The 22272-nt window shown below is 67.6% G+C and carries 18 protein-coding genes; 3 read left to right on the forward strand and 15 right to left on the reverse strand.

Features of this window, described 5'->3' with window-relative positions; translation table 11 throughout:
• Positions 1 to 2: 2 nt before the first annotated feature.
• The 7 genes from ABDV78_RS16065 to miaA form a co-directional block, all read right to left on the reverse strand.
• Positions 3 to 791: a hypothetical protein gene (locus tag ABDV78_RS16065; RefSeq protein WP_343528461.1), complete on the reverse strand. Its 789-nt coding sequence runs from the start codon at positions 789 to 791 to the stop codon at positions 3 to 5.
• A gap of 86 nt (positions 792 to 877) precedes the next feature.
• Entirely contained in the window at positions 878 to 2536 is a 1659-nt protein-coding gene (leuA, locus tag ABDV78_RS16070; RefSeq protein WP_343528476.1) for a 2-isopropylmalate synthase, read from the reverse strand.
• Between the two features lie 314 nt (positions 2537 to 2850).
• Positions 2851 to 3465 (reverse strand): YceI family protein, encoded by a 615-nt coding sequence (locus ABDV78_RS16075; RefSeq protein ID WP_343528463.1) that lies wholly within the window; start codon positions 3463 to 3465, stop codon positions 2851 to 2853.
• Between the two features lie 203 nt (positions 3466 to 3668).
• Complete coding sequence (ilvC, locus tag ABDV78_RS16080) at positions 3669 to 4730, reverse strand: ketol-acid reductoisomerase (protein ID WP_343528464.1); 1062 nt, start codon at positions 4728 to 4730, stop codon at positions 3669 to 3671.
• A 24-nt stretch (positions 4731 to 4754) separates the two neighbouring features.
• A complete protein-coding gene (ilvN, locus tag ABDV78_RS16085) occupies positions 4755 to 5270 on the reverse strand; it encodes an acetolactate synthase small subunit (RefSeq protein WP_343528465.1) in 516 nt (171 codons plus the stop codon).
• Positions 5271 to 5360: 90 nt separating this feature from the next.
• Positions 5361 to 7106 carry an acetolactate synthase 3 large subunit gene (locus tag ABDV78_RS16090; protein WP_343528466.1) on the reverse strand — a complete coding sequence of 582 codons (1746 nt, stop codon included), beginning with the start codon at positions 7104 to 7106 and terminating at the stop codon, positions 5361 to 5363.
• 86 nt (positions 7107 to 7192) lie between these two features.
• Positions 7193 to 8125: a tRNA (adenosine(37)-N6)-dimethylallyltransferase MiaA gene (miaA, locus tag ABDV78_RS16095; RefSeq protein WP_343528467.1), complete on the reverse strand. Its 933-nt coding sequence runs from the start codon at positions 8123 to 8125 to the stop codon at positions 7193 to 7195.
• Here miaA and serB point away from each other — a divergent pair.
• On the forward strand, positions 8124 to 9008 hold the full coding sequence (gene serB / locus ABDV78_RS16100; protein WP_343528477.1) for a phosphoserine phosphatase SerB: 885 nt from the start codon (positions 8124 to 8126) through the stop codon (positions 9006 to 9008). The two genes, miaA and serB, sit on opposite strands and share 2 nt — an antisense overlap.
• A gap of 70 nt (positions 9009 to 9078) precedes the next feature.
• Here serB and ABDV78_RS16105 read toward each other — a convergent pair whose 3' ends face one another.
• Complete coding sequence (locus tag ABDV78_RS16105) at positions 9079 to 10158, reverse strand: SPOR domain-containing protein (protein ID WP_343528478.1); 1080 nt, start codon at positions 10156 to 10158, stop codon at positions 9079 to 9081.
• A 288-nt stretch (positions 10159 to 10446) separates the two neighbouring features.
• On the opposite strand from ABDV78_RS16105, the gene ABDV78_RS16110 reads away from it, so the two are divergent.
• Positions 10447 to 11862: a tetratricopeptide repeat protein gene (locus ABDV78_RS16110; RefSeq protein ID WP_343528479.1), complete on the forward strand. Its 1416-nt coding sequence runs from the start codon at positions 10447 to 10449 to the stop codon at positions 11860 to 11862.
• 7 nt (positions 11863 to 11869) lie between these two features.
• Here ABDV78_RS16110 and ABDV78_RS16115 read toward each other — a convergent pair whose 3' ends face one another.
• Together ABDV78_RS16115 and ABDV78_RS16120 are read right to left on the reverse strand one after the other, a co-directional pair.
• Positions 11870 to 13057, reverse strand: coding sequence for an aminoacetone oxidase family FAD-binding enzyme (locus tag ABDV78_RS16115; protein ID WP_343528468.1), 1188 nt, complete (start codon positions 13055 to 13057; stop codon positions 11870 to 11872).
• A gap of 61 nt (positions 13058 to 13118) precedes the next feature.
• Positions 13119 to 13586, reverse strand: a complete 468-nt coding sequence (locus ABDV78_RS16120) for a GreA/GreB family elongation factor (RefSeq protein ID WP_343528469.1) — start codon at positions 13584 to 13586, stop codon at positions 13119 to 13121.
• A gap of 219 nt (positions 13587 to 13805) precedes the next feature.
• On the opposite strand from ABDV78_RS16120, the gene ABDV78_RS16125 reads away from it, so the two are divergent.
• Positions 13806 to 15542, forward strand: coding sequence for a DEAD/DEAH box helicase (locus ABDV78_RS16125; RefSeq protein WP_343528470.1), 1737 nt, complete (start codon positions 13806 to 13808; stop codon positions 15540 to 15542).
• 170 nt (positions 15543 to 15712) lie between these two features.
• On the opposite strand, the gene ABDV78_RS16130 is transcribed toward ABDV78_RS16125, so the two are convergent.
• The 5 genes from ABDV78_RS16130 to ABDV78_RS16150 all read right to left on the reverse strand — a co-directional run bounded on the left by ABDV78_RS16130 (position 15713) and on the right by ABDV78_RS16150 (position 22082).
• Complete coding sequence (locus tag ABDV78_RS16130; RefSeq protein WP_343528471.1) at positions 15713 to 16930, reverse strand: dihydroorotase; 1218 nt, start codon at positions 16928 to 16930, stop codon at positions 15713 to 15715.
• Complete coding sequence (locus ABDV78_RS16135; protein WP_343528472.1) at positions 16927 to 17910, reverse strand: aspartate carbamoyltransferase catalytic subunit; 984 nt, start codon at positions 17908 to 17910, stop codon at positions 16927 to 16929. Before ABDV78_RS16135 ends, ABDV78_RS16130 begins: the two co-directional genes overlap by 4 nt.
• 92 nt (positions 17911 to 18002) lie before the next feature.
• A complete protein-coding gene (locus ABDV78_RS16140; RefSeq protein ID WP_343528473.1) occupies positions 18003 to 20372 on the reverse strand; it encodes a TonB-dependent receptor plug domain-containing protein in 2370 nt (789 codons plus the stop codon).
• A 142-nt stretch (positions 20373 to 20514) separates the two neighbouring features.
• A complete protein-coding gene (ruvX, locus tag ABDV78_RS16145) occupies positions 20515 to 20979 on the reverse strand; it encodes a Holliday junction resolvase RuvX (protein WP_343528474.1) in 465 nt (154 codons plus the stop codon).
• The gene (locus ABDV78_RS16150; RefSeq protein WP_343528475.1) at positions 20976 to 22082 is read right to left on the reverse strand and encodes a DUF3089 domain-containing protein; all 1107 of its coding nucleotides are present in this window, start codon (positions 22080 to 22082) and stop codon (positions 20976 to 20978) included. The genes ruvX and ABDV78_RS16150 overlap by 4 nt, the downstream gene beginning before the upstream one ends.
• Positions 22083 to 22272 lie beyond the last annotated feature (190 nt).

Raw genomic sequence — 22272 nt, forward strand, 5'->3', positions numbered from 1 at the left:
GGTCAGTCGCCATCGCTGCCGCCGGCGCTGGTGAAATCGATGCGGATGCGCACCCATTCGCCGACCATGACCTTGCCGCCGATGCGCGGTGCGCGGATGCGGAATTGCCATGCCGCCTCGCGCATTGCCCGCGCGACGCCCGATCCGCGCGGCGATTCGCCCAGGATCTGGCAATTCTCGACGCGATAGTCCGGGATCGTCCGGCATGCGATCAGCGCCCAGCTGCCCGGCGGCGGCGGGCTGTGCAGATAGCCGTTCAGTTCGGCATTGGTGGGGCGGCGCGGATACCATTCCGCATTGTAGAGCCGCTGGCCGCCCGGTCCTTCGCCGGGGCCATAGGCGGAGGCGGTGTCCTGCCCGCGATCGTCGCCGTCGCTCGACCCGACGCCCTTGCCCGAACCCTTGGGCATGGCGGCGATATTGCCCGCGTCGAACAGCGATTTGTCACCCCATTGCCATGGCGTCGGCGCGGAGGTGTCGGCCTTTTTTTCGGTGGGCGGATTGGGGGTGTCGGGCTGTTTCGGGGTGACGGGGGCCTTTGATCCCCCCGCCGCCGCCGGCTTGCGCGTGGGGCTGCGCGTCGCCGGGACGGGCGCCCCCGCCTCCTTGTCCGAGGGGGAGATGGAGAAGGTGCTGAGCGAGGAAGATTTTTCCGGCTCGATCAGCTTGGGCGCGAGGTGGAAGAGCAGCCAGGCGAGCAGCAGATGCGCCAGCACCGTCAGCGTGATCGACGCCCCCCGTTCGCGCAGCGTTTCGCGATAGCGTTCGGGCAGACGGGCCAGGACCGCCATGATGGATGCGCCTCAGGCCGATGGCGCCAGGGCCGTCCCGCTCTCCACGACGGTCTTGGCGGAGAGCGGGACGGTGCGCATGGTGATCAGGCCCGGTTGGCGGCGGACAGCACCGCGCGGACGCTGGCGGTGGCGATGTCGGTGTCGAGCCCGACGCCGAACACGATCCGGCCATCGGCGGTCCGTGCCTCGACATAGGCGGCGGCCTGCGCATCGGCACCGTGGCCGATGGCGTGCTCGTTATAGTCGACGACCTCCAGGATCGGCCCGGTCGTGTCGGCGAGCGCGGCGATCACGCTGGAAATCAGGCCGTTGCCACGACCCGAGATCGACTTTTCCTCGCCGTCCACCTGCACCCGGCCGATAAAGGTCCGCTGACCCGCCGAGCCGCTTTCCTCATAATCGCGCAGCACGAACCGGTCGTCGTCGCGCGGCAGATAGGTCGCCTCAAAGCCCGCCCAGATGTCGGCGGCATTGAGTTCACGGCTGGTGGCGTCGGCCAGCGCCTGGACATGGCGGCTGAAATCGGCCTGGAGCCGCTTGGGCAGCTTCAGCCCCTTGTCCTGCTCGATCACCCAGGCGACGCCGCCCTTGCCCGACTGCGAATTGACGCGGATGACCGCTTCGTAGCTGCGACCCAGATCGGCGGGATCGATGGGCAGATAGGGGACTTCCCACAGATCGTCGTTGCGGGCGGCCTGCGCCGAAAAGCCCTTCTTGATCGCGTCCTGATGACTGCCCGAAAAGGCGGTGAAGACCAGTTCGCCGGCATAGGGCGTGCGCGGATGGACGGGCAGGTTGGTGCAATACTGAACCGTGTTCACCACCTCGTCGATGTCCGACAGGTTCAGCCCCGGATCGACCCCTTGCGTGTACATGTTGAGCGCGACGGTCACGAGGTCGCAATTGCCGGTCCGCTCGCCATTGCCGAGCAGGCAACCCTCGACCCGGTCCGCCCCCGCCATCACGCCCAGTTCGGCCGCCGCGACGCCGGTGCCGCGGTCGTTATGGGTGTGGAGCGAGATGACCACCGAATCGCGGTTGGGGATGTTGCGCCCGAACCATTCGATCTGGTCGGCATAGACATTGGGCGTCGCGCACTCGACGGTGGCGGGCAGGTTCAGGATCAGCGGATGGTCGGGCGTCGGCTTGAGCACGTCCATGACGGCGGCGCAGACCTCGACCGAGAAATCCAGCTCGGCGGTCGAGAAGGTTTCGGGGCTGTATTCGAAGAACCAGTCGGTATCCGGGCGCTTGGCGGCCTCGTCGCGCAGGATCTTGGCACCTTCGACGGCGATCTGGCGAACCTCGTCGCGGGTCATGCCGAACACGATCTTGCGCCAGGCCGGGCTGACCGCATTGTAGAGATGGACGATCGCGGTGCGCGCGCCTTCCAGGCTTTCGAAGCTGCGCTCGATCAGGTCGCGGCGCGACTGGGTCAGAACCTGGATCGTCACATCCTCGGGGATGCGGTCGTCACGGATCAGCCCGGAAATGAAGTCGAACTCGGTCGCCCCCGCGCTCGGGAAGCCGACCTCGATCTCCTTGAGCCCGACCTTGACCAGCAGGTCGAACATCCGCGTCTTCTTCTCGGCGTCCATCGGATCGATCAGCGCCTGATTGCCGTCGCGAAGATCGGTCGACAGCCAGCGCGGGGCTTTCGTGATCGTGCGGTTCGGCCATTGCCGGTCGGGCAGGGCGATGGGGGGGAAGGGGCGGTATTTGGTCGAAGGGTCGCGCAACATGATCGGGTCTTCCAGCATTCTCGGCCGCGTCTGGCCAGAGGCACGGCGGGGATAGGCTTATCGGTTCATTCAGCCCTTAGGGAAGTCGCGCATGGCCACGCCGATCCTCCCCTAAGGGCGGATAAGTCGAAGCGAACGGAGCAGCAGCGCGGCGATCATGATGGCGGGGTTCATGCCGCGTCGGCGCGGCCTTGTCCATATCGAGAATGATGACGTCCGATTGCTTTCCACCGTCATGGCGCGCGTCGGACACAAAAAAAGCGAGGCCGCCTGGGGGAAGCGACCTCGCCTTTCGGATGGGAAGGGTGGTGGGATTACTGAGCGGTGAAGGCCGCGTTGATCGTCAGATCCACGTCGTCACCCACGACGGGGGCATAGGCACCGACGCCGAAGTCCGAACGCTTGATCTTGGCCGTCGCGCGGAAGCCGATGTTCAGCTTCTTCGACATCGGGTTGGTGCCTGCACCGAAGAAGGTGGCGTTCAGCGTGACCGGCTTGGTCTGGTCCTTGATGGTCAGGTTGCCGGTGATGACCGCCTTGGTGCCCATGACCTTGACGCCGGTCGAGACGAAGCGCGCGGTCGGATAGGTCGCGGCGTCGAAAAAGTCCTTCGACTTCAGGTGATGGGCGAAGGGGGCGGCGGTCACCGACAGGTCGTCGATCTTGAAGGTCACGTCGACCTTGGCGGCCTGCGGCTTGGCCGGATCGATGGTCAGCGTGCCTTCCGACGCGCCGAACTGCCCCTCTAGCACCGAGAAGCCCATATGGTTGAGCGACCAGGTGACCTGGGTGTGGGCGGGGTCGACGGCATAGGTGCCCGCGACGACGCGCGATGCGACCGGCGCTCCGGGCATCCCCGCCGGAGCGGTCTGGGCGACGGCGGGAGCGGCGAGGACGAGCGCCATAGCGGCGGGAAGGATGAAACGCATGAGTCAGGAACTCCCTGTTGGACCAAGCTTCTTTGGTCGATGCGCATAACGCACGTCAAAGGCCAAGGTCGCAACGATGCGTTTCCGTTGGGTAGGTCCTCAAACCAATTCCTCCCCTGGAAGGGAAGGTGGCAGGCCATCAGGCCTGACGGAGGGGTGTCCGCCTCTCGAGAGCGGGACACCCCTCCACCATGCTGTTTGGCTTAGTTCTTCGCCTTGTCGACCAGCTTGTTGGCGCCGATCCACGGCATCATCGCGCGCAGTTCGCTGCCGACCTGTTCGATCTGGTGGCGCTTGGCGGCGATGCGGCTGGCCTTCAGCTCGGGCTGGCCGGCGCGGTTGTCGAGCACGAAGTCCTTCACGAAGCGGCCCGACTGGATGTCGGCGAGGACGCGCTTCATTTCCTTCTTGGTCTCTTCGGTGATGATGCGCGGGCCGGTCTTGATGTCGCCATATTCGGCGGTGTTCGAGATCGAGTAGCGCATGTTGGCGATGCCGCCCTCATACATCAGGTCGACGATCAGCTTCAGTTCGTGGAGGCACTCGAAATAGGCCATTTCGGGGGCATAGCCCGCCTCGACCAGCGTCTCGAAGCCCGCCTGGACCAGCGCGGTCGCGCCGCCGCACAGCACCGCCTGCTCGCCGAACAGGTCGGTTTCGCACTCTTCGCGGAAATTGGTCTCGATGATGCCCGAGCGACCGCCGCCGACGCCCGAGGCGTAAGCGAGCGCCACGTCATGCGCGTTGCCGCTGGCGTCCTGATGGATCGCGATCAGGCAGGGCACGCCGCCGCCGCGCACATATTCGCTGCGCACGGTGTGGCCGGGGCCCTTGGGAGCGATCATGATGACGTCGATGTCCGCGGGCGGCTCGATCAGGCCGAAATGCACGTTCAGGCCATGCGCGAAGGCGAGCGCCGCGCCGGGCTTCAGATTGCCCTTCAGGTCGGCGTCATAGATCGCGGCCTGATGCTCGTCGGGGGCCAGGATCATCAGGATGTCGGCCCAGGCGGCCGCTTCCTTGTTCGACATCACCTTGAAGCCGGCGCCTTCCGCCTTGGCGGCCGAAGCCGAACCGGGGCGCAGTGCGATCGCGACATTCTTGACGCCCGAATCGCGCAGATTCTGCGCATGGGCATGGCCCTGCGAGCCGTAACCCAGGATGGCGATGTTCTTCTCGGAGATCAGGTTCAGATCGGCGTCGCGATCGTAATACACACGCATTTGGACTTCCCTTTCGAATGTGTGGGCCGCGTCGGGCCTCATGATGGTCTGGAAATGGAGCGGGGCTCAGGTCGCGTCCTTGCCCCGCGAGATGGCGGCGATGCCGGTGCGGGCGACCTCGACCAGGCCGACCTCGCCCATCAGCTCGACGAACTTGTCGATCTTGGCGATGGTGCCGGTCACCTCGAAGACGAAGCTGCCGATCGTCGCATCGACGACGCGGGCGCGGTAGACCTCGGCGAGGCGCAGCGCCTCGATCCGGCGTTCGCCGGTGCCCACCACCTTCACCAGCGCCAGCTCGCGCTCGACATGGTCGCCCTGCACGGTCAGGTCGGCGACCTTGTGGACAGGGACCAGCCGGTCGAGCTGGGCCATGATCTGCTCCATCACCGGCGGCGAGGCGCTGGTGACGATGGTGATGCGGCTGACGGCCTTGTCGGCGGTGATCTCCGACACGGTCAGGCTTTCGATGTTATAGCCGCGCGCGGTGAACAAACCCGCGATCCGGGCGAGGATGCCCGGTTCGTTGTCGACGATCACCGCCAGCGTGTGGCGTTCCACCTGTTCGGTCTTGATGTGCATTCGGTCGTCATCCCGGCAAAGGCCGGGATCTCCCTGTTTGTCTAACCATGCTTCGTTGAGGCCCCAGCCTTCGCTGGGGCGACGGTCCGATCAGACGAGCGCCTTGGCCTCGTCGTCCATGGTGCCCGATACCTCATTGGCTTGCAGGATCATGTCGGTATGCGCTGCGCCCGACGGGATCATCGGGAAGCAGTTGGCGAGCTTGGCCACGCGGCAGTCGACGATCACCGGCCCGTCATGGTCCAGCATCGCGGCGATGCCGTCCTCAAGCTGATCGCGATGCTCGATCAGGATCCCCTTCCAGCCGTAAGCCTCACCCAGCTTCACGAAGTCGGGCAGCGAGTCCGAATAGCTTTCGGCATAGCGGCTCTCATAGGTCAGTTCCTGCCACTGGCGGACCATGCCCATATATTCGTTGTTCAGGATGAAGATCTTGACCGGCAGGCGATATTGGGTCGCCGTCGCCAGTTCCTGGATGTTCATCTGGATCGAGGCTTCACCGGCGATGTCGATCACCAGCGTCCCCGGATTGCCGAGCTGCGCACCGATCGCGGCGGGCAGGCCGTAACCCATCGTGCCGAGGCCACCCGAAGTCAGCCACTTGTTCGGCTTTTCGAAGCCGAAATGCTGCGCGGCCCACATCTGATGCTGGCCGACCTCGGTGGTGATGATCGGCTGGCGCGCCTTGGTCGCGTCGTACAGCGCCCGGATCGCCCGCTGCGGCATGATCGCGTCGCCGGTCTCCGGGAAGGAGAGGCAGCCGACCGCGCGCCAGCCCGCAATGCGGCGCTGCCACTCAGTCGTATCGGGCTTGGGATGCTGGCGCGACTTCCAGATGCGCACCGCATCCTCCAGCGCGTGGCCGACATCGGCGATGATGGCCAGGTCGACGCGGACATTCTTGTTCACGCTCGACCGGTCGATATCGACATGGACCTTGCGGCTGTTGGGGCTGAACGCATCCAGACGGCCCGTCACGCGGTCGTCGAACCGGCTGCCCAGCGCGACCACCAGATCGGCCTGGTTCATCGCCATATTGGCTTCGTACGTGCCGTGCATCCCCAGCATCCCCAGCCATTGCGGATCGCTGGCCGGGAAGGCGCCCAGACCCATCAGGGTCGAGGTGACGGGCGCGCCGGTGATGCGGGCCAGTTCGCGCAGCAGTTGCGACGCGGCCGGACCCGAATTGATGATGCCGCCGCCGGTATAGAGGATCGGACGTTCCGCCGCGGCAAGCATGTCGACCAGCTGCTGGATCTGGCTCTGGTCGGCCTTCACCTGCGGGCGATAGGTCTTGTGACGGATCGGACCCGGCTTCTGATAGCGGGCGGTGGCGACCTGCACGTCCTTGGGGATGTCGATCACGACCGGACCGGGGCGGCCCGAGGTCGCGATGTGGAACGCCTCATGCACCACCTCGCCCAGACGCGAAGGGTCCTTCACCAGATAATTATGCTTGGAGCAGTGGCGCGTGATGCCGACCGTGTCGGCTTCCTGGAACGCATCGGTGCCGATCAGCGCGGTCGGCACCTGGCCGGTGATGACCACCATCGGGATCGAATCGAGCAGCGCATCGGTGATGCCGGTGACCGCATTGGTCGCGCCGGGGCCGGAGGTGACAAGCACCACGCCGGGCTTGCCGGTCGAGCGGGCATAGCCCTCCGCCGCATGGGTCGCCGCCTGTTCGTGGCGGACCAGAATGTGGCGGATGCGCTTCGACCTAAACATGGCGTCATAGATCGGCAGCACCGCACCACCCGGATAGCCGAAGACGACCTCCACGCCGAGATCGCACAGCGCCTCGACCAGGATATCGGCTCCGCTTTTCTCGGTCATCGTCTTTGTCCTTCTGCGTCCGTGCCCCTGTGTCGGGGCTTGTCGGGAAAGGTGCGGCTACAGGTTTAAAAAGTGCGCGTCAACCGTCAACGGCGCAACAATGTTTCGATTGTGTTGCGGCGCACACGGGCGTCGGTTTCCGAAATCGCGGTCCATCCGGGGCCGGGCTGATGGCGGAACCAGGTAAATTGCCTTTTGGCATAACGCCTTGTCGCCAGAGCGCCCGCCGCCTCCGCATCGGCGCGGGACATGCGGCCTTCAAGCAGCGCGGCCGCTTCCGGCACGCCGATCGCACGGCGGATGGGCGCATCGAGGGGCAGGTCTGGACGGGCCAGCAGGGCGGCGGCTTCATCCAGGCCCTGGTCGAGCATCTCGCCGAAACGCCGGTCGATCCGGGCGTTCAGCCATTCGCGCTCGGGCAGCAGGATGACGGCGGACAGCGCGATATGGTCGCCGATCCCGCCTTCCTTGTGCGCCTGCCATTCATGCAACGGGCGGCTGGTCGAGCGGACCACCTCCAGCGCGCGGGCGACGCGGGTGGTGTCGGCGGGGTTGAGCCGGGCGGCGGCCTGCGGGTCTTCGCGCGACAGGGCCAGGTGGGCATCGGCGACGGGCAGCGCACGGACCTCGGCGCGGATGGCGGGATCGATCTCGGGCACCGGCGCGATGCCGTCGAGCAGGGTGCGCATATAAAGGCCGGTGCCGCCGACCAGGATCGGCAGCGCCCCCGCCGCGACGCTGTCTTCAATCGCCCCGCGCGCCTCCGCTGCCCAGCGTGCCGCGGAATAGCCGGTATCTGCGCCGTCCACATGGCCGAACAGCCGGTGCGGGGCCTGCGCTTCCTCCGCGCCTGAGGGGCGGGCGGTCAGGATCGAGAGGTCGCGATAGACCTGCGCCGAATCGGCATTGATGATCGTGCCGCCAATCGCCTTCGCCAGATCGAGCGCCAATGCGGACTTGCCGCTGGCGGTCGGCCCTGCGATGAGCGCCACCCTGGGTCGGTCAGAGGAGTTCGCCATGTTCATCGCCACGCTGATAGCAGCCAAGGGCCAACTGGCCGATCAGGATTTGTCGACCGCGCGCGGAAAGCTGGAAGCGGCGGGCGCCACCGTCTCCGCCACGCGCTGGATCGATGCGGGCGTGGCCGCGGACCTCGACTTCACCGGCGATCCGCTGGCGGCGCGCGAGGCGCTGGAGGGGCAGTTCGACGCGACGGACGTGGTCGTTCAGCCGGCTGCGAGCCGCGAGAAGCGGCTGCTGGTCGCCGACATGGATTCGACCATGATCACCGTCGAGTGCATCGACGAACTGGCCGATTACGCCGGGATCAAGGAACAGGTCGCCGAAGTCACCGAACGCGCGATGCGTGGTGAACTGGACTTCGCCGCCGCACTGGATGCCCGCGTCGCGCTGCTCGAAGGGTTGGACGAGCGCGTCATCGAACAATGCCTGGCGGAGCGGGTCACGCTGATGGCGGGTGCCCGCGCGCTCGTCCGCACGATGAAGGCGCGCGGTGGTCATGCCATCCTGGTGTCCGGCGGCTTTACCCGCTTCGCCGAGCCGGTCGCCGCCGAGATCGGCTTCGACCGCGCCATCGCCAATGTGCTGGAGATCGCGCATGGCACGCTGACCGGCACCGTGCGCAAGCCCATCGTGGGGTCGGACACCAAGGAAAAGACGCTGGTCGCGGCGCTGGCCGAACTGGGGCTGGACGCCTCGGAAAGCCTGGCGGTGGGCGACGGTGCCAATGATCTGGCGATGATCCGCCGCGCGGGTCTGGGCGTCGCCTATCGTGCCAAGCCGATCGTCGCAGGGGCGGCGGCGGCACGGGTCGATCATGGCGACCTGACCGCGCTCCTTTATGCCCAGGGCATTCCCAGCGCGGAGTGGGGCACGGCCTGACGCGGCGCGGCACCGATCCGGCAACACGGGGCGGCGACCCGGCGGTAAATGGCGCCGCTCATGGTGGAATTCAGGGCGCGACCACGACGCAGGGCTGGCCGGAGCGGCTGCAGGCGGCCTGGGCCTCGCCTCTGCTGGCATAACCGCCCGCCTGTAACCGGGTAACGCCGCCCGCGCTGACATAGAAGGGCTGCGCGCCCGCCAGACGACCGCGCACGCGCTGCCACAGGCTGTCGGCATTGCCGCGATCGCGGAATGCGCCAAGCTGGATACGCCATGCCCCGCCGCCCGTCCGTGGTGCCGGCTTGGGCGTGGCGCGGGTCGGGAGGGCCTTGGCGGTGGCCTTCGGGGCAGGGCGGGGCGAGGGCGTTTCGGCCTGGGGCCGATCCGATGCTCCTTCGGGGGGCAGGGTCGGGCCGCCCGTGCCGGGAACCGGATAGCCGGCACCATAGCCCGGGCTGGCCGGACGAGAGGGAGGGATCGGCACCGGCTGGATCGCCTGCGGCCTGCGCGGCGCGGCGGGCACACTCGCCGTTACGACCGGGGCGGGCGCGGCAGGCGCGGCAGGCGCGGCGGCGAGCTGCGCGCTATATTGCTGCATCAGCCGCGTACCCTGCTGGCGATCGGCCGGGGTGATATACTGGTCCATCTGCGCCAGGGTCTCGGACGCGGATTTCAGCCCGGCCTGCGACGCCAGCGTCATCAGCGCATAGGCGCGCGGATAGTCGCGCGGCACACCGTCACCGTTGAACAGCATCGTGCCCAGCACCAGTTGCGCGCGCGGTTCGCCCCGTGCGACCGACTTTTCGAGCCAGGGCGCCGCCTCGGCCCTCTTTCCCGACTGGAACAGCGCCAGGCCGTAATTGTCGGCGGCGGGGACATGGCCCTGCGCGGCGGCCTTGCGGAACCAGCTTTCGGCCAGCGCCGGGTCCAGGGGGACGCCGCGACCCAGCTTATAGGCCTGCGCCAGGTTGAATTGCGCATCGGCATCGCCCGCGACTGCGGGGCCGCGCCATTCCTCGACCGCCTTGCGATAATCGCCCTTGGCCCAGGCATCGACACCGTCCTTCACATCGGCCAGCGCGGGCATGGCGACCAGACACATGGCGATCGCGGCCAGCGCCGCGCCGACGACCGGGAACCTGCGCATCATCCTTCGTCCTTCCCCGAGACCATCACCCCTCCATCCATGCCCCGCCGGGCCATGCGGGTAAAGCCGGCAAACCAATGGGTGCAGCGGTTTAACCGTTCCTTAGACGGTTGGGGCCTAGCCTGCCCGGCAATCGAGGAAACGGGATCATGCACCCTCCAATGCGCGCCGCGCGTCGAGCCCTGCCGGCCGGGCCTGTTGCCTGGCCCCGTGATGCGACCGCGGCAGTGCGGGCGGTGTGGAGGTGATCCCGATGCGTCTTCCTCTTGCTTCGAACTGGTGACCCTCATGACGACGATCCGCACTTTCCTCACCTGCAGCGTCGGGGCCCTGATCGTTAGCGGCGGCCTGACCGGCTGTACCGTCGGCGAGCGCCGCGCCGCGCGGTTGGACGAAGGAGCGGGCCGGGCAGGGGAGATGCGTGCCACTGCCGCGCTTGCCGACCAGACTCGACGGGCGTTGGCGCAGCGCGACGGCGATGTCGCGGTGTCGCTTGCCGAGCGCCTGGCCAAGGCCGATCCGCATCAGGCGACGTACCGCGCGCTTCTGGGCCAAAGCTATCTTCAGGCCGGTCGCTTCGCCTCCGCGCGCCAGGCCTTTACCGACGCGTTGCAGCTTGATCCCCAGGACGGGCGTTCGGCGCTGAACCTTTCGCTGGCGATGGTCGCCGGGGGGGATGGCGCGGGCGCAAGGGCGATGCTGGAGCGATATGCCGCGCTGATCCCGGCGGCCGATCTGGGGTTGGCCGTCGCGCTTTCCGGGGCACCCATCGACGGCGTCCGCATCCTGACCGCCGCCGCGCGGGAGCCGGGTGCGACCGTCAAGACTCGGCAGAACCTCGCCCTGTCGCTGGCGCTGGCCGGACAATGGGATATGGCACGCATGGCCGCCTCGGCCGACATGGCCCCCGCCGATGTCGAGGTACGGATGCAGGAATGGGCCGATTTTGCCGGAACGGCCAACCCCGCCGCGCAGGTCGCCGCGCTGCTGGGCGTGCGCCCGGTGGCGGATACCGGCCAGCCGCTGACGCTGGCGCTCAACGCCGCACCCTCGGCGGCGGTGGTACAGGACATGGTTCGTGCCCTGCCGCAGCCCGCTGCCCCGGCCGAAACCGCCCCCATTGCGGTCGCCATGGTCCCTGTGGAGCCGGTGGCGGCACCGGCCCGCCCCGAATCGCCGGTCGGCCCGATCCTGTTCGCCGCGCGTCGTGAGGTTGTGCAGCCCCTGCCCGTGACGCCGGAACGCCCCTCGCTAAGGACCGCAAGCGCGCCGGTGTCGAGCGTGCTTCTCGCCCGTCCGCGCGAGGCGCGTCTGGAACGCATGGCGGCGGCACCGGCCAGCGGGTCCATCCTGCTCCGCCGAGCCGAGCAGCGCGGCAAGACCGGGCGGACCGGGCTGACTGAGCGGACCGGCGAATGGAATGTCCAGCTCGGCGCGTTCGGCAAGGAAGAGGGGGCGCAAAGGGCCTGGGCCGCCCTGACCCGCCGCTTCGCCGACCTGGCGGGTTATGTGCCGCAAAGCGGCACCCTGGATCGCCCGGGCGGCCCCCTCTATCGTTTGTCGGTCGGCGGGATGAGCAGGGCCGATGCCGACAGCTTATGCGGCCGTTATCGCGTCGAGGGCGGTTCGTGCTTCGTGCGTCGTCAAGCGGACGATCGCATGGCCCATTGGGCGCGGCCGGGCATCGGGATCGCCTCGCTCTGAGGCGACGTCAGATGGCCTCGCCCGCCGCGCGACCGCTTGCCCAGGCCCATTGGAAATTATAGCCGCCCAGCCAGCCGGTCACATCCACCGCCTCGCCGACGACGTGCAGGCCGGGCACCGCCTTGGCCTCCAGGGTGCGGGACGACAGCCCGGCGGTGGAGACGCCCCCCACCGTTACTTCCGCCTTCGCATAACCCTCGCTGCCATTGGGGTGGAAGGGCCAGTCGGCGAGTTTGGCCGTCGCTGCCGCCAGGGCCTTGTCGGTCGCCGCGCCGAGTTCGCCCGGAAGCGCCAGCCGTTCGGCCAAAGTCTCGGCCAGCCGGTCCGGCAGATGCTGCGCCAGCGCCCGGCGCGGTGACGTGCGCGGGGTGGTCCGCTTGGCGGCGATCAGCCAGTCGGCCGCGCAATCGGGCAGGAAGTCGATCCCGATCGCCTCGCCATGCCGCCAATAGGACGAAATCTGCAGGATCGCCGGGCCGGACAGGCCGCGATGGGTGAACAATGCGGCTTCGCGGAACCGGGTCTTGCCGCACCGCGCGACGACGTCCGATGCGACGCCCGACAGCGACCGGAACAGCGTTTCCTCGCCGCCCAGCGTCAGAGGCACGAGCGCCGGGCGCGGCTCGACCACTTTCAACCCGAACTGCCGGGCGAGATCATAGGCATAGCCGGTCGCTCCCATTTTCGGGATGCTCGGCCCGCCGGTGGCGACGATCAGGCGCGGGGCCTCGAACGCCTTGCCGCCCCGGACGATGCGGAACCTCATGCCGTCATGGCCGACCGAATCGACGGGCAGGCCCAGCAGCATGTCGACCGTACCGCCCGCCCGTACCGCGCCATCGCATTCGTCCAGCAGCATCGCCACGATCTGCCGCGCCGACCCGTCGCAGAATAGCTGCCCCAGCGTCTTTTCATGCCAGGCGATGCCGTGTGCCTCGACCAGCGCCAGGAAGTCGCTGGGGGTGTAGCGACCCAGGGCCGACTTGGCGAAATGCGGATTGGCCGACAGGAAGCGGTCGGGCGTGGTGCCAATATTGGTGAAATTGCACCGCCCGCCGCCGGAGATCAGGATCTTCTTTCCGGCCGCCTCGGCATGATCGACGACGAGGACGCGCCGCCCCCGCTGTCCGGCGGTCGCCGCCGCCATGAGCCCCGCCGCGCCCGCGCCCAGGATGATCGCGTCATAGATTTGCATGATGGGGCTTTAGGGGCTGATTCGCTGAGGTGGAAGCCGCACCCGCCCGGTGCCGCGCCGGTCAGGCGGCCGGGTTCTCCACCGCGACGACCTCCACCGCATCCGCCTTGCCCCCGAACGCGACCGTTTCGCCCGCCATCGCGCCCATCAGCGCGCGGGCGAGCGGCGCGGCATAGGCGATGCGGTCCTGGGCCGGATCGGCCTCGTCATGGCCGACGATGGTCAGCGTGCGGGTCTGGCCGTTCAGCCGGATCGTCACGATGCTTCCAATCCCGACTTCATCCTCGACCGGGGGCGGCGCGAGTTCGGCGGTGGCGGCACGGGTGTTCCAGTAGCGGAGTTCGCGTTGCAGCCGGGTGCGATCGTCCTCCTGCGAGGCCGCGGCCAGGGCAGCCTCGACCTCGGCGACCTTGGCGCGGGTCAGTTCGGCCCCGCGCGGCGTGACCAGATTGGGGCCGGGCGGAATCGGCAGCTCGAACTTGGGTTCGAGATGCTCCTCATCGGATTCGCGGCGAAAGGCGACACTCATCGGGGATCAACGCGCAAGGTCATGACGCGGCTCCATGGCCTTGCGCTCGGTTCACCGCAAGGGGGCGAAGCGCGGCTTGAGGTTTCGCGAAAATCGTGTAAAGGGCCACGCTTTCACGGAACGCAAATATCCACCCGTGCCGCATGGGTGTATCCGCCAGCCGAGTGGGATGGGTCCCTTGGTTAGGCGGTACGCGCTCCTTTTTCTGTTGGAGTCCCCATGCCTTTTTCTGCCCTGCCGCCGGTTCTGTCGGCTGCTCTCTCCGCGCGTGGCTATGCCGCGCCGACCCCCGTCCAGGCCGCCGTCATCGAGGCTGACGCCGCCGGTCGCGACCTGATCGTCTCCGCCCAGACCGGTTCGGGCAAGACCGTCGCCTTCGGCCTGGCCATGGCGAACGAACTTCTCGATGGCGACACGCTGCCCCATGCGGGCGCACCGATGGCGCTGGTCATCGCGCCTACCCGCGAACTGGCGCTGCAGGTCAGCCGCGAGCTGGAATGGCTCTACGCCGGGGCGCGGGCGCGCATCGCCACCTGCGTCGGCGGCATGGACGCCTCGCGCGAGCGCCGGGCGCTCAACCATGGCGCGCATATCGTCGTCGGCACCCCCGGCCGTCTGCGCGACCATCTGGAGCGCGGCGCGCTCGACCTGTCCTCGCTCAAGGCCGTGGTGCTCGACGAGGCGGACGAGATGCTCGACATGGGCTTCCGCGAGGATCTGGAGCAGATCCTGGACGGCACGCCCTCGGAGCGCCGCACGCTGCTCTTCTCGGCCACCATGCCGCGCCCGATCGTACAGCTCGCCAAGCGGTACCAGAACAACGCCAAGCGGATCGAGACGATCAGCGAGGAAAAGGGCCATAGCGACATCGAATATCAGGCGGTGACGGTCGCTCCCGCCGATATCGAGGCGGCGGTGGTCAACCTGCTGCGCCTGCACGAGGCCGAAGTGGCGATCCTCTTCTGTGCCACCCGCGACAATGTCCGCCATCTGCATTCCAGTCTGGTCGAGCGCGGTTTCTCGGCGGTGGCGCTGTCGGGCGAGCATTCGCAGAACGAGCGCAACCATGCGCTCCAGGCGCTGCGTGACGGCCGCGCCCGGGTCTGCGTCGCGACCGACGTGGCGGCGCGCGGCATCGATCTGCCCGGCCTGACGCTCGTCATCCATGTCGAAATCCCCCGCGATGCCGAGGCTTTGCAGCACCGTTCGGGCCGGACCGGCCGCGCCGGACGCAAGGGAACCGCGATCCTGATCGTGCCCTATCCGCGCCGCCGTCGGGTCGAGGGGATGCTGCGTGGGGCGCGCATCGAGGCCGAATGGCGTCGTGCGCCGACGCTGGAGGAAATCCGTGCGCAGGACCGCGAGCGTCTGCTGGCCGCGCTTCTGGCGCCGGTCGAGGTGGACGAGGGCGATCGCGAACTGGCCACCCGCCTGCTCGCCGAGAAATCGCCGGAGGACATCGCCGCCGCTCTGGTCCGCGCGCACCGCGCCGCGCTGCCCCAGGCCGAGGAACTGATCGAAGGCGATGCGCCCGCTCCGCGCGAGCGTCGCGAGGGCTTTGACGACACCGCCTGGTTCCGCATGAGCGTCGGTCGCAGCCAGAATGCCGATCCGCGCTGGCTGTTGCCGCTGATCTGCCGTCGTGGGCACATCACCCGCAACGAGATCGGTGCGATCCGCATCCAGCCGAACGAGACGCTGTTCGAAATCCCGTCGGCGCTGGCATCGCGCTTCATCGCCGCGCTGAAGCGGACCGAGGCGGACCATGCCGAGGACGATATCGCGATCACGCAGGCCGACGGCCCGCCCGCCGGTGGTTCGGGGCATGGTGGGCCACGTCGCGGTCCGGGCGGCAACCGGCCGACGGGCGGCCGCCCCGCTGGCGGCCCCGGCGGCCCGCGCCGCTATTCGCCGCGCCCCACCCAGGGCGGTCCGCGCGGTCCCCGTCGCGGCTAAGCAAAGCCGTGGCCAGCGCAGGATGACATGAGATGGACCCACCCCTCTCCTGTGCGGGAGGGGCTCTCATCGGCTCGACGCAATGTCATCATGACTTAAGCAAAAAGCCCTCCCCGGGATGTCTCGGGGAGGGCTTTTTCTTGGTGCATGCCCTGGCTTGGGGCCGGTGGTCAGAGGATCTCCCGCCCCGCCTTCCACAGCCGCAGCGCCCGGCCCTGGACCGGGAAGCCGTCGAATGGCGTATTGCCGGCCGAGGCAAAGGCGTCGCCGGACACCATCCACGGCGTCTCCGCATCGAACAGCATCAGGTCGGCGGGCTTGCCCGGCTCCAACGTGCCGGTGTCGAGGCCCAGCACCTTCGCCGGATTGGCCGCCAGCAGCGCGAACAGCCGGGGCAGGGTGATCCGTTCGTCGCGGACCAGCATCAGCGCCAGCGGCAGCAGCGTCTCCGCCCCCGCCATGCCGGCATCGGCATCGACGAAGGGCAGGCGTTTCGCTTCCGGCCCGTGCGGGTCGTGGCCCGATCCGATCACATCGACCGTCCCGTCCGTGACCGCCGCCAGGGCCGCCTGCCGGTCGCTTTCGTCGCGGAGCGGCGGCGAGAGGCGGGCAAAGGTGCGGAAATCGGTGATCGCGATATCGGACAGATGGAGGTGCGCGGGCGTGATCCCGCACGTCACCTTGACGCCCCTGCGCTTGGCCGCGCGGATCAGGTCGAAGCCCGCCGCCGTCGTGACCTGGCGGATGTGCAGCCTGGCCCCGGTTTCCTCCGCGAGCATCAGGTCGCGCGCGATCGCCAGCGCTTCGGCGATGGCAGGCGCGGAGGGCAGGCCCAGGCGGCTCGCCGTCTCGCCTTCGGTCGCGACCGCATCGGCGGTCAGACCGCCATCCTCGGCATGAACGATGACGGTCAGGCCCAGATCGCCGGCATAGGCCAGCACACGGTGCATGACGCCCGAATCGGCGATCCAGCCGCGCCCGGTGCCCACCGCCCTGGCCCCGGCCGACACGCACACCGCCATCTCGGCCAGGTCGGTGCCCGCCAGCGAGCGGGTCGCCGCCGCGATCGGATGAATCCAGAGGTCGGGCCGTCCGATCAGTGCGGCACGCTGCACCACGCCCGGATCGTCGAGCACCGGTGACTGGTCGGGCATCAGGCCGACGCGCACGATCCCGCCCGCGCGAAAGGCAGCATTGTCGACCTTGAAGACGCCCAGATCGACGATGCCGGGGGCGAGCCTCTTGCCGCCGCAGTCGATGACCGTCGCACCGTCCGGCACGTCACCGACGCCGGTGATGACACCATTTTCGACCAGCAGCGTCCGGCCCGAAATTTCGCCGCCGACCGGACAGATCAGCGTGGCGTTGGTGAAGGCGGTGACGCTCATGCCCAGCCCTCCAGCTTGCGGGCGCGGCGGGTCAGCACGTCCAGACAGGCCATGCGCACCGCGACGCCCATCGCCACCTGCTCGGTGATCGCCGATTGCGGGCCGTCCGCCACCTCCGAGTCGATCTCGACCCCGCGGTTCATCGGGCCGGGATGCATGACCAGCGCACCCGGTTTGGCGCGCTTGAGGCGTTCGGCGGTCAGGCCGTAGCGCAGGCGGTATTCGCGGGTGGAGGGGATATAGCCGCCCGCCATCCGTTCATTCTGGACGCGCAGCATCATGACGACATCCGCATCCTCGATCGCTTCGTCGAAATCGGTGAAGGGGGTGACGAACATGCGTTCAATGCCCTTGGGCATCAGCGTGGAGGGCGCACACACCCGCACCTCGGCCGCCAGCGCGGTGAGCGCGAGGATGTCCGAGCGCGCGACGCGGCTGTGCAATATGTCGCCGCAGATCACGACTTTCTGCCCCGCCACGCTGCCCCGGCGGCGGCGGATGGTCAGCATGTCGAGCAGCGCCTGGGTCGGGTGCTCGTGCCGCCCGTCGCCCGCGTTCAGCACCGGGCAGTCGACCTTGTCGGCGATCAGGCGGACCGCGCCCGACGCCATGTGGCGGATGACGATGACGTCGGCGCGCATCGCGTTCAGCGTCATCGCCGTGTCGATCAGCGTCTCGCCCTTCTTCACGCTAGACTGGGCGGCGTGCATGTTGACCACGTCCGCGCCCAGCCGCTTGCCCGCAATCTCGAAGGAGAGCAGCGTCCGCGTCGAATTCTCGAAAAAGGCGTTGATCTGGGTGAGGCCCGCCAGCCTTGTGTCCGGCGTGTCGGTCGCGCCGCGATCGAGCCAATGTTCCGCCTCGTCGAGCAGGAACATGATCTCATGCGGTTGAAGGCCGTCGATTCCGGTCAGATGCCGGTGCGGGAAAACGGCGCCACCCTGTATGAGTGTGCCGGGGCGATGATCCGAGGTCTGCATTAAAGCCGCCGGGTAGCGAGCGGCGGCGCGATGGGCAAGCGGGCAGATGGTCCCGGCCCCGATAATCCGGGGCCGGGACGGGACCATTCGCGTCAGAACGCGCCGGACAGGGTGATGAAGCCCATGCGCGGCGGCTGGGCATAGCTGTTCCAGGTCTTGGCGGCTGCACCGACGACCAGTTCGTAAATGCCCTTGCGGTTGGTGACGTTGGTGACGTTGACCGACAGCTTCAGGTTCTTGACCGGCAGCCCGTCGATCTGCGGCAGGGTATAGCCCGCCTGGAGGTTCAGCAGATAGCGGCCGCCGATCCCCTGGTCATTGGTATAGGTGGCGAAGCGTGGCCCGACATAATCGCCGATCGCCTGGATATCGAACGGGCCGTCGTTGATCGTGACCACCGTCTTGTTCAGCCACTTGGCGGTGTTCGGCACATATTTGCCCGCGGTCAGGATGGTGGTGGTCCCGCTGATGTAATTGTCGCGATATTTCGAGCTGTTGTAGGATAGTGCGTTGTAGACCGAGAGATGCGGGCCGAAGTGCAACGTCGCCGCCGCGTCGACGCCGTTGGTCTGGACCCGACCGACATTCTGCAGGATCGACACGCCGCCGATGACCGAGGCGATGACCGGCGTCGCGCTGATCTGAAGCAGGCGATTGTCGAAATCGACATGATAGGCGCTGATCTGCCCCTCGATCGCGGTCAGCGGCCCGAGGTCCAGCGCGTGGTGCGAACGCAGGCCCGCCTCATAGGTCCAGGAGGTTTCGGGCGAGGTATTCGCCTTGATCTGGTCGAACGCCTGCTGGCTGCCCACCGCGAAGGGCGACAGGCCCGCCGCGACCGAGGCCTGGAACTGGCGGACATTCTTCTGGATATGGCCGAACAACTGGTCGTCGCCGGTGATGTCCCAGATCGCGCCGATCGCGGGCAGGAACCACTTCCTGGTGTTCAGCCGCCCCTCGGGATAGCCGGTCGAGGTGCCGGGCAGCGCGCCGGGCAGCGGCTGGGTCGGCACGCGGCCATCGGCGAATTGCAGGCTGGACTTGAAGCCCGCCTCGACCGTCACTGTCGGGGTGACGTGCCAGCGGTCCTGCACATGCGTCTGGATCAGGTCGTATTTGGTGATCGCGGCATATTGGGTCAGGCGGCGCTTGGCGGGATCGGCCCATTCATAGGGCGAGGGCGGATTGTCGATCGGCGCGGCGTACCAGCGGCGGAAGATGGTGTTGCGGTTATGCTCGTACCAGCCGCCCAGTTCGATCTCATGATCGCCCGCATGGATCGCCAGCGTCGAGGTCAGGCCCTTGCGGTCGATGCCATATTCGGTGGTGCGCAGCGCATAGCCCGAGCCACCGAACACATCCTTCAGGTTCTGGCCGGGATAATAGATACGGAACAGGCCCGGCAGACCCGCCGCCGCGATCGGGCCGGTGATCTGCCCCTGGCCCTCGTCATGATGGTAATAGACCTGGTTGGTGAAGGTCACGGCATCGCCGAAGCGGTGTTCGTACTTGATATAGCCCAGATAGTCGGTGCGCTGCGCATCACCGAAATAGTTCATGTAGTTGTTGGGGTTGTTCGAGGGCGGCGCACCATTGGCATCGACATAGGCGAGTGCCGCCTGCCAGTTGGGATAGAGCAGCGAACGATAATAGGGCTCCAGCCCGCCGGCATTGTGCGCGACCGAATCCTGATTGGGCTCGGCCTTGTCCGAGATGTCGAAATAGCCGGTCAGCGTGCCGTTCTCGCCCTTGTGGACGAACTTGGCATTGCCCTGCCACCCGCCCTGGCGCGCATTGAATTCCCAGGCGCGGGCCTTTTGCCGGACGACCGAGAGATAGCCGCTGTTGGTGCCGCCCAGCCCCTCGACCTCGCCGCTGTCGATGCGCAGATAGGTGCGGCTGGCGTCATAGCTGCCCAGCGTCTGGGCGAAGCGGACGCCCAGCGTCGCCGCCGGGTCGCTCGAATAGGTCTCGATCCCGCCGCCCAGATTGCTGGCCGAGGCGGTGCCCAGGTCGGCGGCGCCGGCGGTCAGGCGGACGCGCGCGACATTCTCGCTGATGACCGCGCGTTGCGGCGTCAGGCCGTTGTAATTGCCATAGGACTGGTCGCCCAGCGGCACACCGTCCATCGTGAAGCCGAGCTGGTTCTGGTTGAAGCCATGGACGAACAGCGAGATATTCTGCTCGTTATTGCCCCAGGGGTCGGCCGTCTCGAACTGCACGCCGGGCAGCGTCTGGATCGCCTTGACCGGATTGGCGCCGGGCAACACCTTCTGGATTTCCGTCGCGCCCAGCTCGACCGAGGAGCGGGTGGTGCGATTGGCGGTGACGACGACCTGATCGCCGCTGGCCGGGGTTTCGGCTAGCGTGGTGTCGGGCTGCTGCTGCGCCCAGGCGGGCAGGGCGATGATCGCCGAGCCGAGCAGCAGCATCGATCGCGACAGGGTTGAAAAGCATTGCATGGAACCGGCCCCCCAAAGGCGTGAGATGGAAGGGGGGCGCTAGGCGTCGACCGTTACACCGGGGCGACGGGAATAAGGCCAATCCATGACATATCGGGGTGGTCGGGTGAACTCTCCGGTGAACTACCGGGTGAATTCTTCGTCATGCCATGACGAGCGCGTCGATCGCGGCCTGGAGGATGTGCGCGGCGGCCAGGTTGTCGATCCGTTCGGCGCGTTTGGCGCGGCTCATATCCTGTTCGATCATCGTCCGCTCGACTGCGACCGTCGACCAGCGTTCGTCCCATAGCAGGATCGGTCCAAGGTCCGCGCAGTTGCGGGCAAAGGCGCGGGTCGATTGCGAGCGCGGGCTTTCGCTGCCGTCCAGATTGATCGGCAGGCCGATGACCAGACCCTTCACCCCCTGCTGCGCGATCATCGCGATCAGCGCTTCCTTGTCCTTGGTGAACTTGGTCCGGCGGATGAGCGTTGCGGGACTGGCGAAGCTCCACCCGGCATCGCATAGCGCGGTGCCGATCGTCTTGGTGCCGACGTCCAGCCCGATCAGCCGCCCGCCGGAGGGAAGGGCGGCGCGGAATTCGGTGCGGTCGGTGGTGATCAGGCTCATCGAAAGGCTTTCAAGCGGCGATCCGCATCGGCGCGGACATTCGCCCAGAACAGGCTGTAGTCATAGACGTGATAATTGTTGCCCGGCAGCACATAGGGCCCGACATTGGGCCCGTCGCCGATGCTCAGGATGCCGCGCCCCTCGCATTTGGCGGGCACGCGCCCCGCGACGATCGCGGCGGTCTTCAGGTCGGCGGAGGGGTAGAGGGTGCCAAGATTGGCGGTCGCGGGCGCCTCTCCGCCGGGCGTGCCGGTCAGCGGATTGGTGCACAGCATCGCGGTGCCTTTGCGCGGTGCGCCGGTATAGCCGTTGGTCTGGTCGAACACGTCGAGGATCAGCGACGGGTCGGCGGGCTCGCCGAAGCTCTGCCAGCTCAGGATGCAGCCGGTCTGGTCGGCACGTTCGCAGGCGGGCAGGCCCATGGCGGGCAGGTCGGCGGTCATCGAGATCGGCCAGCCGACGACATAGGCCGCGACGATCCGCCGCTTGAGCGCGGGGGTCTTTGCCACCCGGTCGGTCAACAGGCGCGACAGGTGCAGCGCGCCCTGGCTATGCCCTGCCAGGATCAGTGGACGCCTGGGATCGACCTGGGCGAGAAACGCGGTGAAGGCGGCGTCCACGTCGCGATAGGCCAGGTCGAGGGCCCGTTCGGCATCCTCGATACTGGTCAGAAAGGCTCCGAAGGTCGCCTGGCGATAGCGCGGGGCCCAGATATCGCCCGCCGCGTTGAACGCGCTCGCCTGTCCCCGCAGGAACAGCTCGGCCCGCGCGTTCGTCTCGGGATCGTCGATCGGCGCGTTCCAGTGCGACTTGTTGATGTACGAGGTGGGGTGGATGAAGAAGATGGCGGCCCCGGTGCCCGGGCGACCAGGCTCGTAACCGGCCGGAACCCAGAGGGCAGGGTTGTCGGCGATATCGGGCCGCGCCAGCCACAGTACGCGCCGCTGGTATAGATCGGCCGGAGGGGCTTCCTGCGCCTTAAACGACTCGGAGGGGACCGTCGACCAGCGGAGTAGCTGGTTGCCGAACATCCGATAGGCAAAGGCGGCCGCGATCGTCAGCACGATGAGTGCCGCCACGACATAAAGGAATTTGCGCGCCAAATCGTCACTCCGTTGTGCGGTGCAGCAAAATTGGGCGGCCCGCAATTGCTATCCATGATGCCCCACTTGTCCCCGTTGCAATCGCCGAGATGGCAAAAGCGTTGCGCGAAGCCGCGCGGCGATGCTAGCCGCAAATCCATGTCCGTAGATACCGCAACCGTGAAGAAGATCGCGAGCCTCGCCCGCATCG

This window comes from Sphingomonas sp. (genome assembly GCF_039594485.1).
Classification (GTDB): Bacteria; Pseudomonadota; Alphaproteobacteria; order Sphingomonadales; family Sphingomonadaceae; genus Sphingomonas.

Bases quoted from the DNA above. Each gene is read 5' to 3' on its own strand.
- ABDV78_RS16140 (WP_343528473.1), bottom strand. From the start codon at position 20,372: ATGCAATGCTTTTCAACCCTGTCGCGATCGATGCTGCTGCTCGGCTCG.
- leuA (WP_343528476.1), bottom strand. From the start codon at position 2,536: ATGTTGCGCGACCCTTCGACCAAATACCGCCCCTTCCCCCCCATCGCC.
- ABDV78_RS16090 (WP_343528466.1), bottom strand. From the start codon at position 7,106: ATGACCGAGAAAAGCGGAGCCGATATCCTGGTCGAGGCGCTGTGCGAT.
- ABDV78_RS16120 (WP_343528469.1), bottom strand. From the start codon at position 13,586: ATGAGTGTCGCCTTTCGCCGCGAATCCGATGAGGAGCATCTCGAACCC.
- ABDV78_RS16125 (WP_343528470.1), top strand. From the start codon at position 13,806: ATGCCTTTTTCTGCCCTGCCGCCGGTTCTGTCGGCTGCTCTCTCCGCG.
- serB (WP_343528477.1), top strand. From the start codon at position 8,124: ATGTTCATCGCCACGCTGATAGCAGCCAAGGGCCAACTGGCCGATCAG.
- ilvN (WP_343528465.1), bottom strand. From the start codon at position 5,270: ATGCACATCAAGACCGAACAGGTGGAACGCCACACGCTGGCGGTGATC.
- miaA (WP_343528467.1), bottom strand. From the start codon at position 8,125: ATGGCGAACTCCTCTGACCGACCCAGGGTGGCGCTCATCGCAGGGCCG.
- ABDV78_RS16075 (WP_343528463.1), bottom strand. From the start codon at position 3,465: ATGCGTTTCATCCTTCCCGCCGCTATGGCGCTCGTCCTCGCCGCTCCC.
- ABDV78_RS16065 (WP_343528461.1), bottom strand. From the start codon at position 791: ATGGCGGTCCTGGCCCGTCTGCCCGAACGCTATCGCGAAACGCTGCGC.
- ABDV78_RS16115 (WP_343528468.1), bottom strand. From the start codon at position 13,057: ATGCAAATCTATGACGCGATCATCCTGGGCGCGGGCGCGGCGGGGCTC.
- ilvC (WP_343528464.1), bottom strand. From the start codon at position 4,730: ATGAGGCCCGACGCGGCCCACACATTCGAAAGGGAAGTCCAAATGCGT.
- ABDV78_RS16135 (WP_343528472.1), bottom strand. From the start codon at position 17,910: ATGCAGACCTCGGATCATCGCCCCGGCACACTCATACAGGGTGGCGCC.
- ABDV78_RS16105 (WP_343528478.1), bottom strand. From the start codon at position 10,158: ATGCGCAGGTTCCCGGTCGTCGGCGCGGCGCTGGCCGCGATCGCCATG.
- ABDV78_RS16130 (WP_343528471.1), bottom strand. From the start codon at position 16,930: ATGAGCGTCACCGCCTTCACCAACGCCACGCTGATCTGTCCGGTCGGC.
- ABDV78_RS16110 (WP_343528479.1), top strand. From the start codon at position 10,447: ATGACGACGATCCGCACTTTCCTCACCTGCAGCGTCGGGGCCCTGATC.
- ruvX (WP_343528474.1), bottom strand. From the start codon at position 20,979: ATGAGCCTGATCACCACCGACCGCACCGAATTCCGCGCCGCCCTTCCC.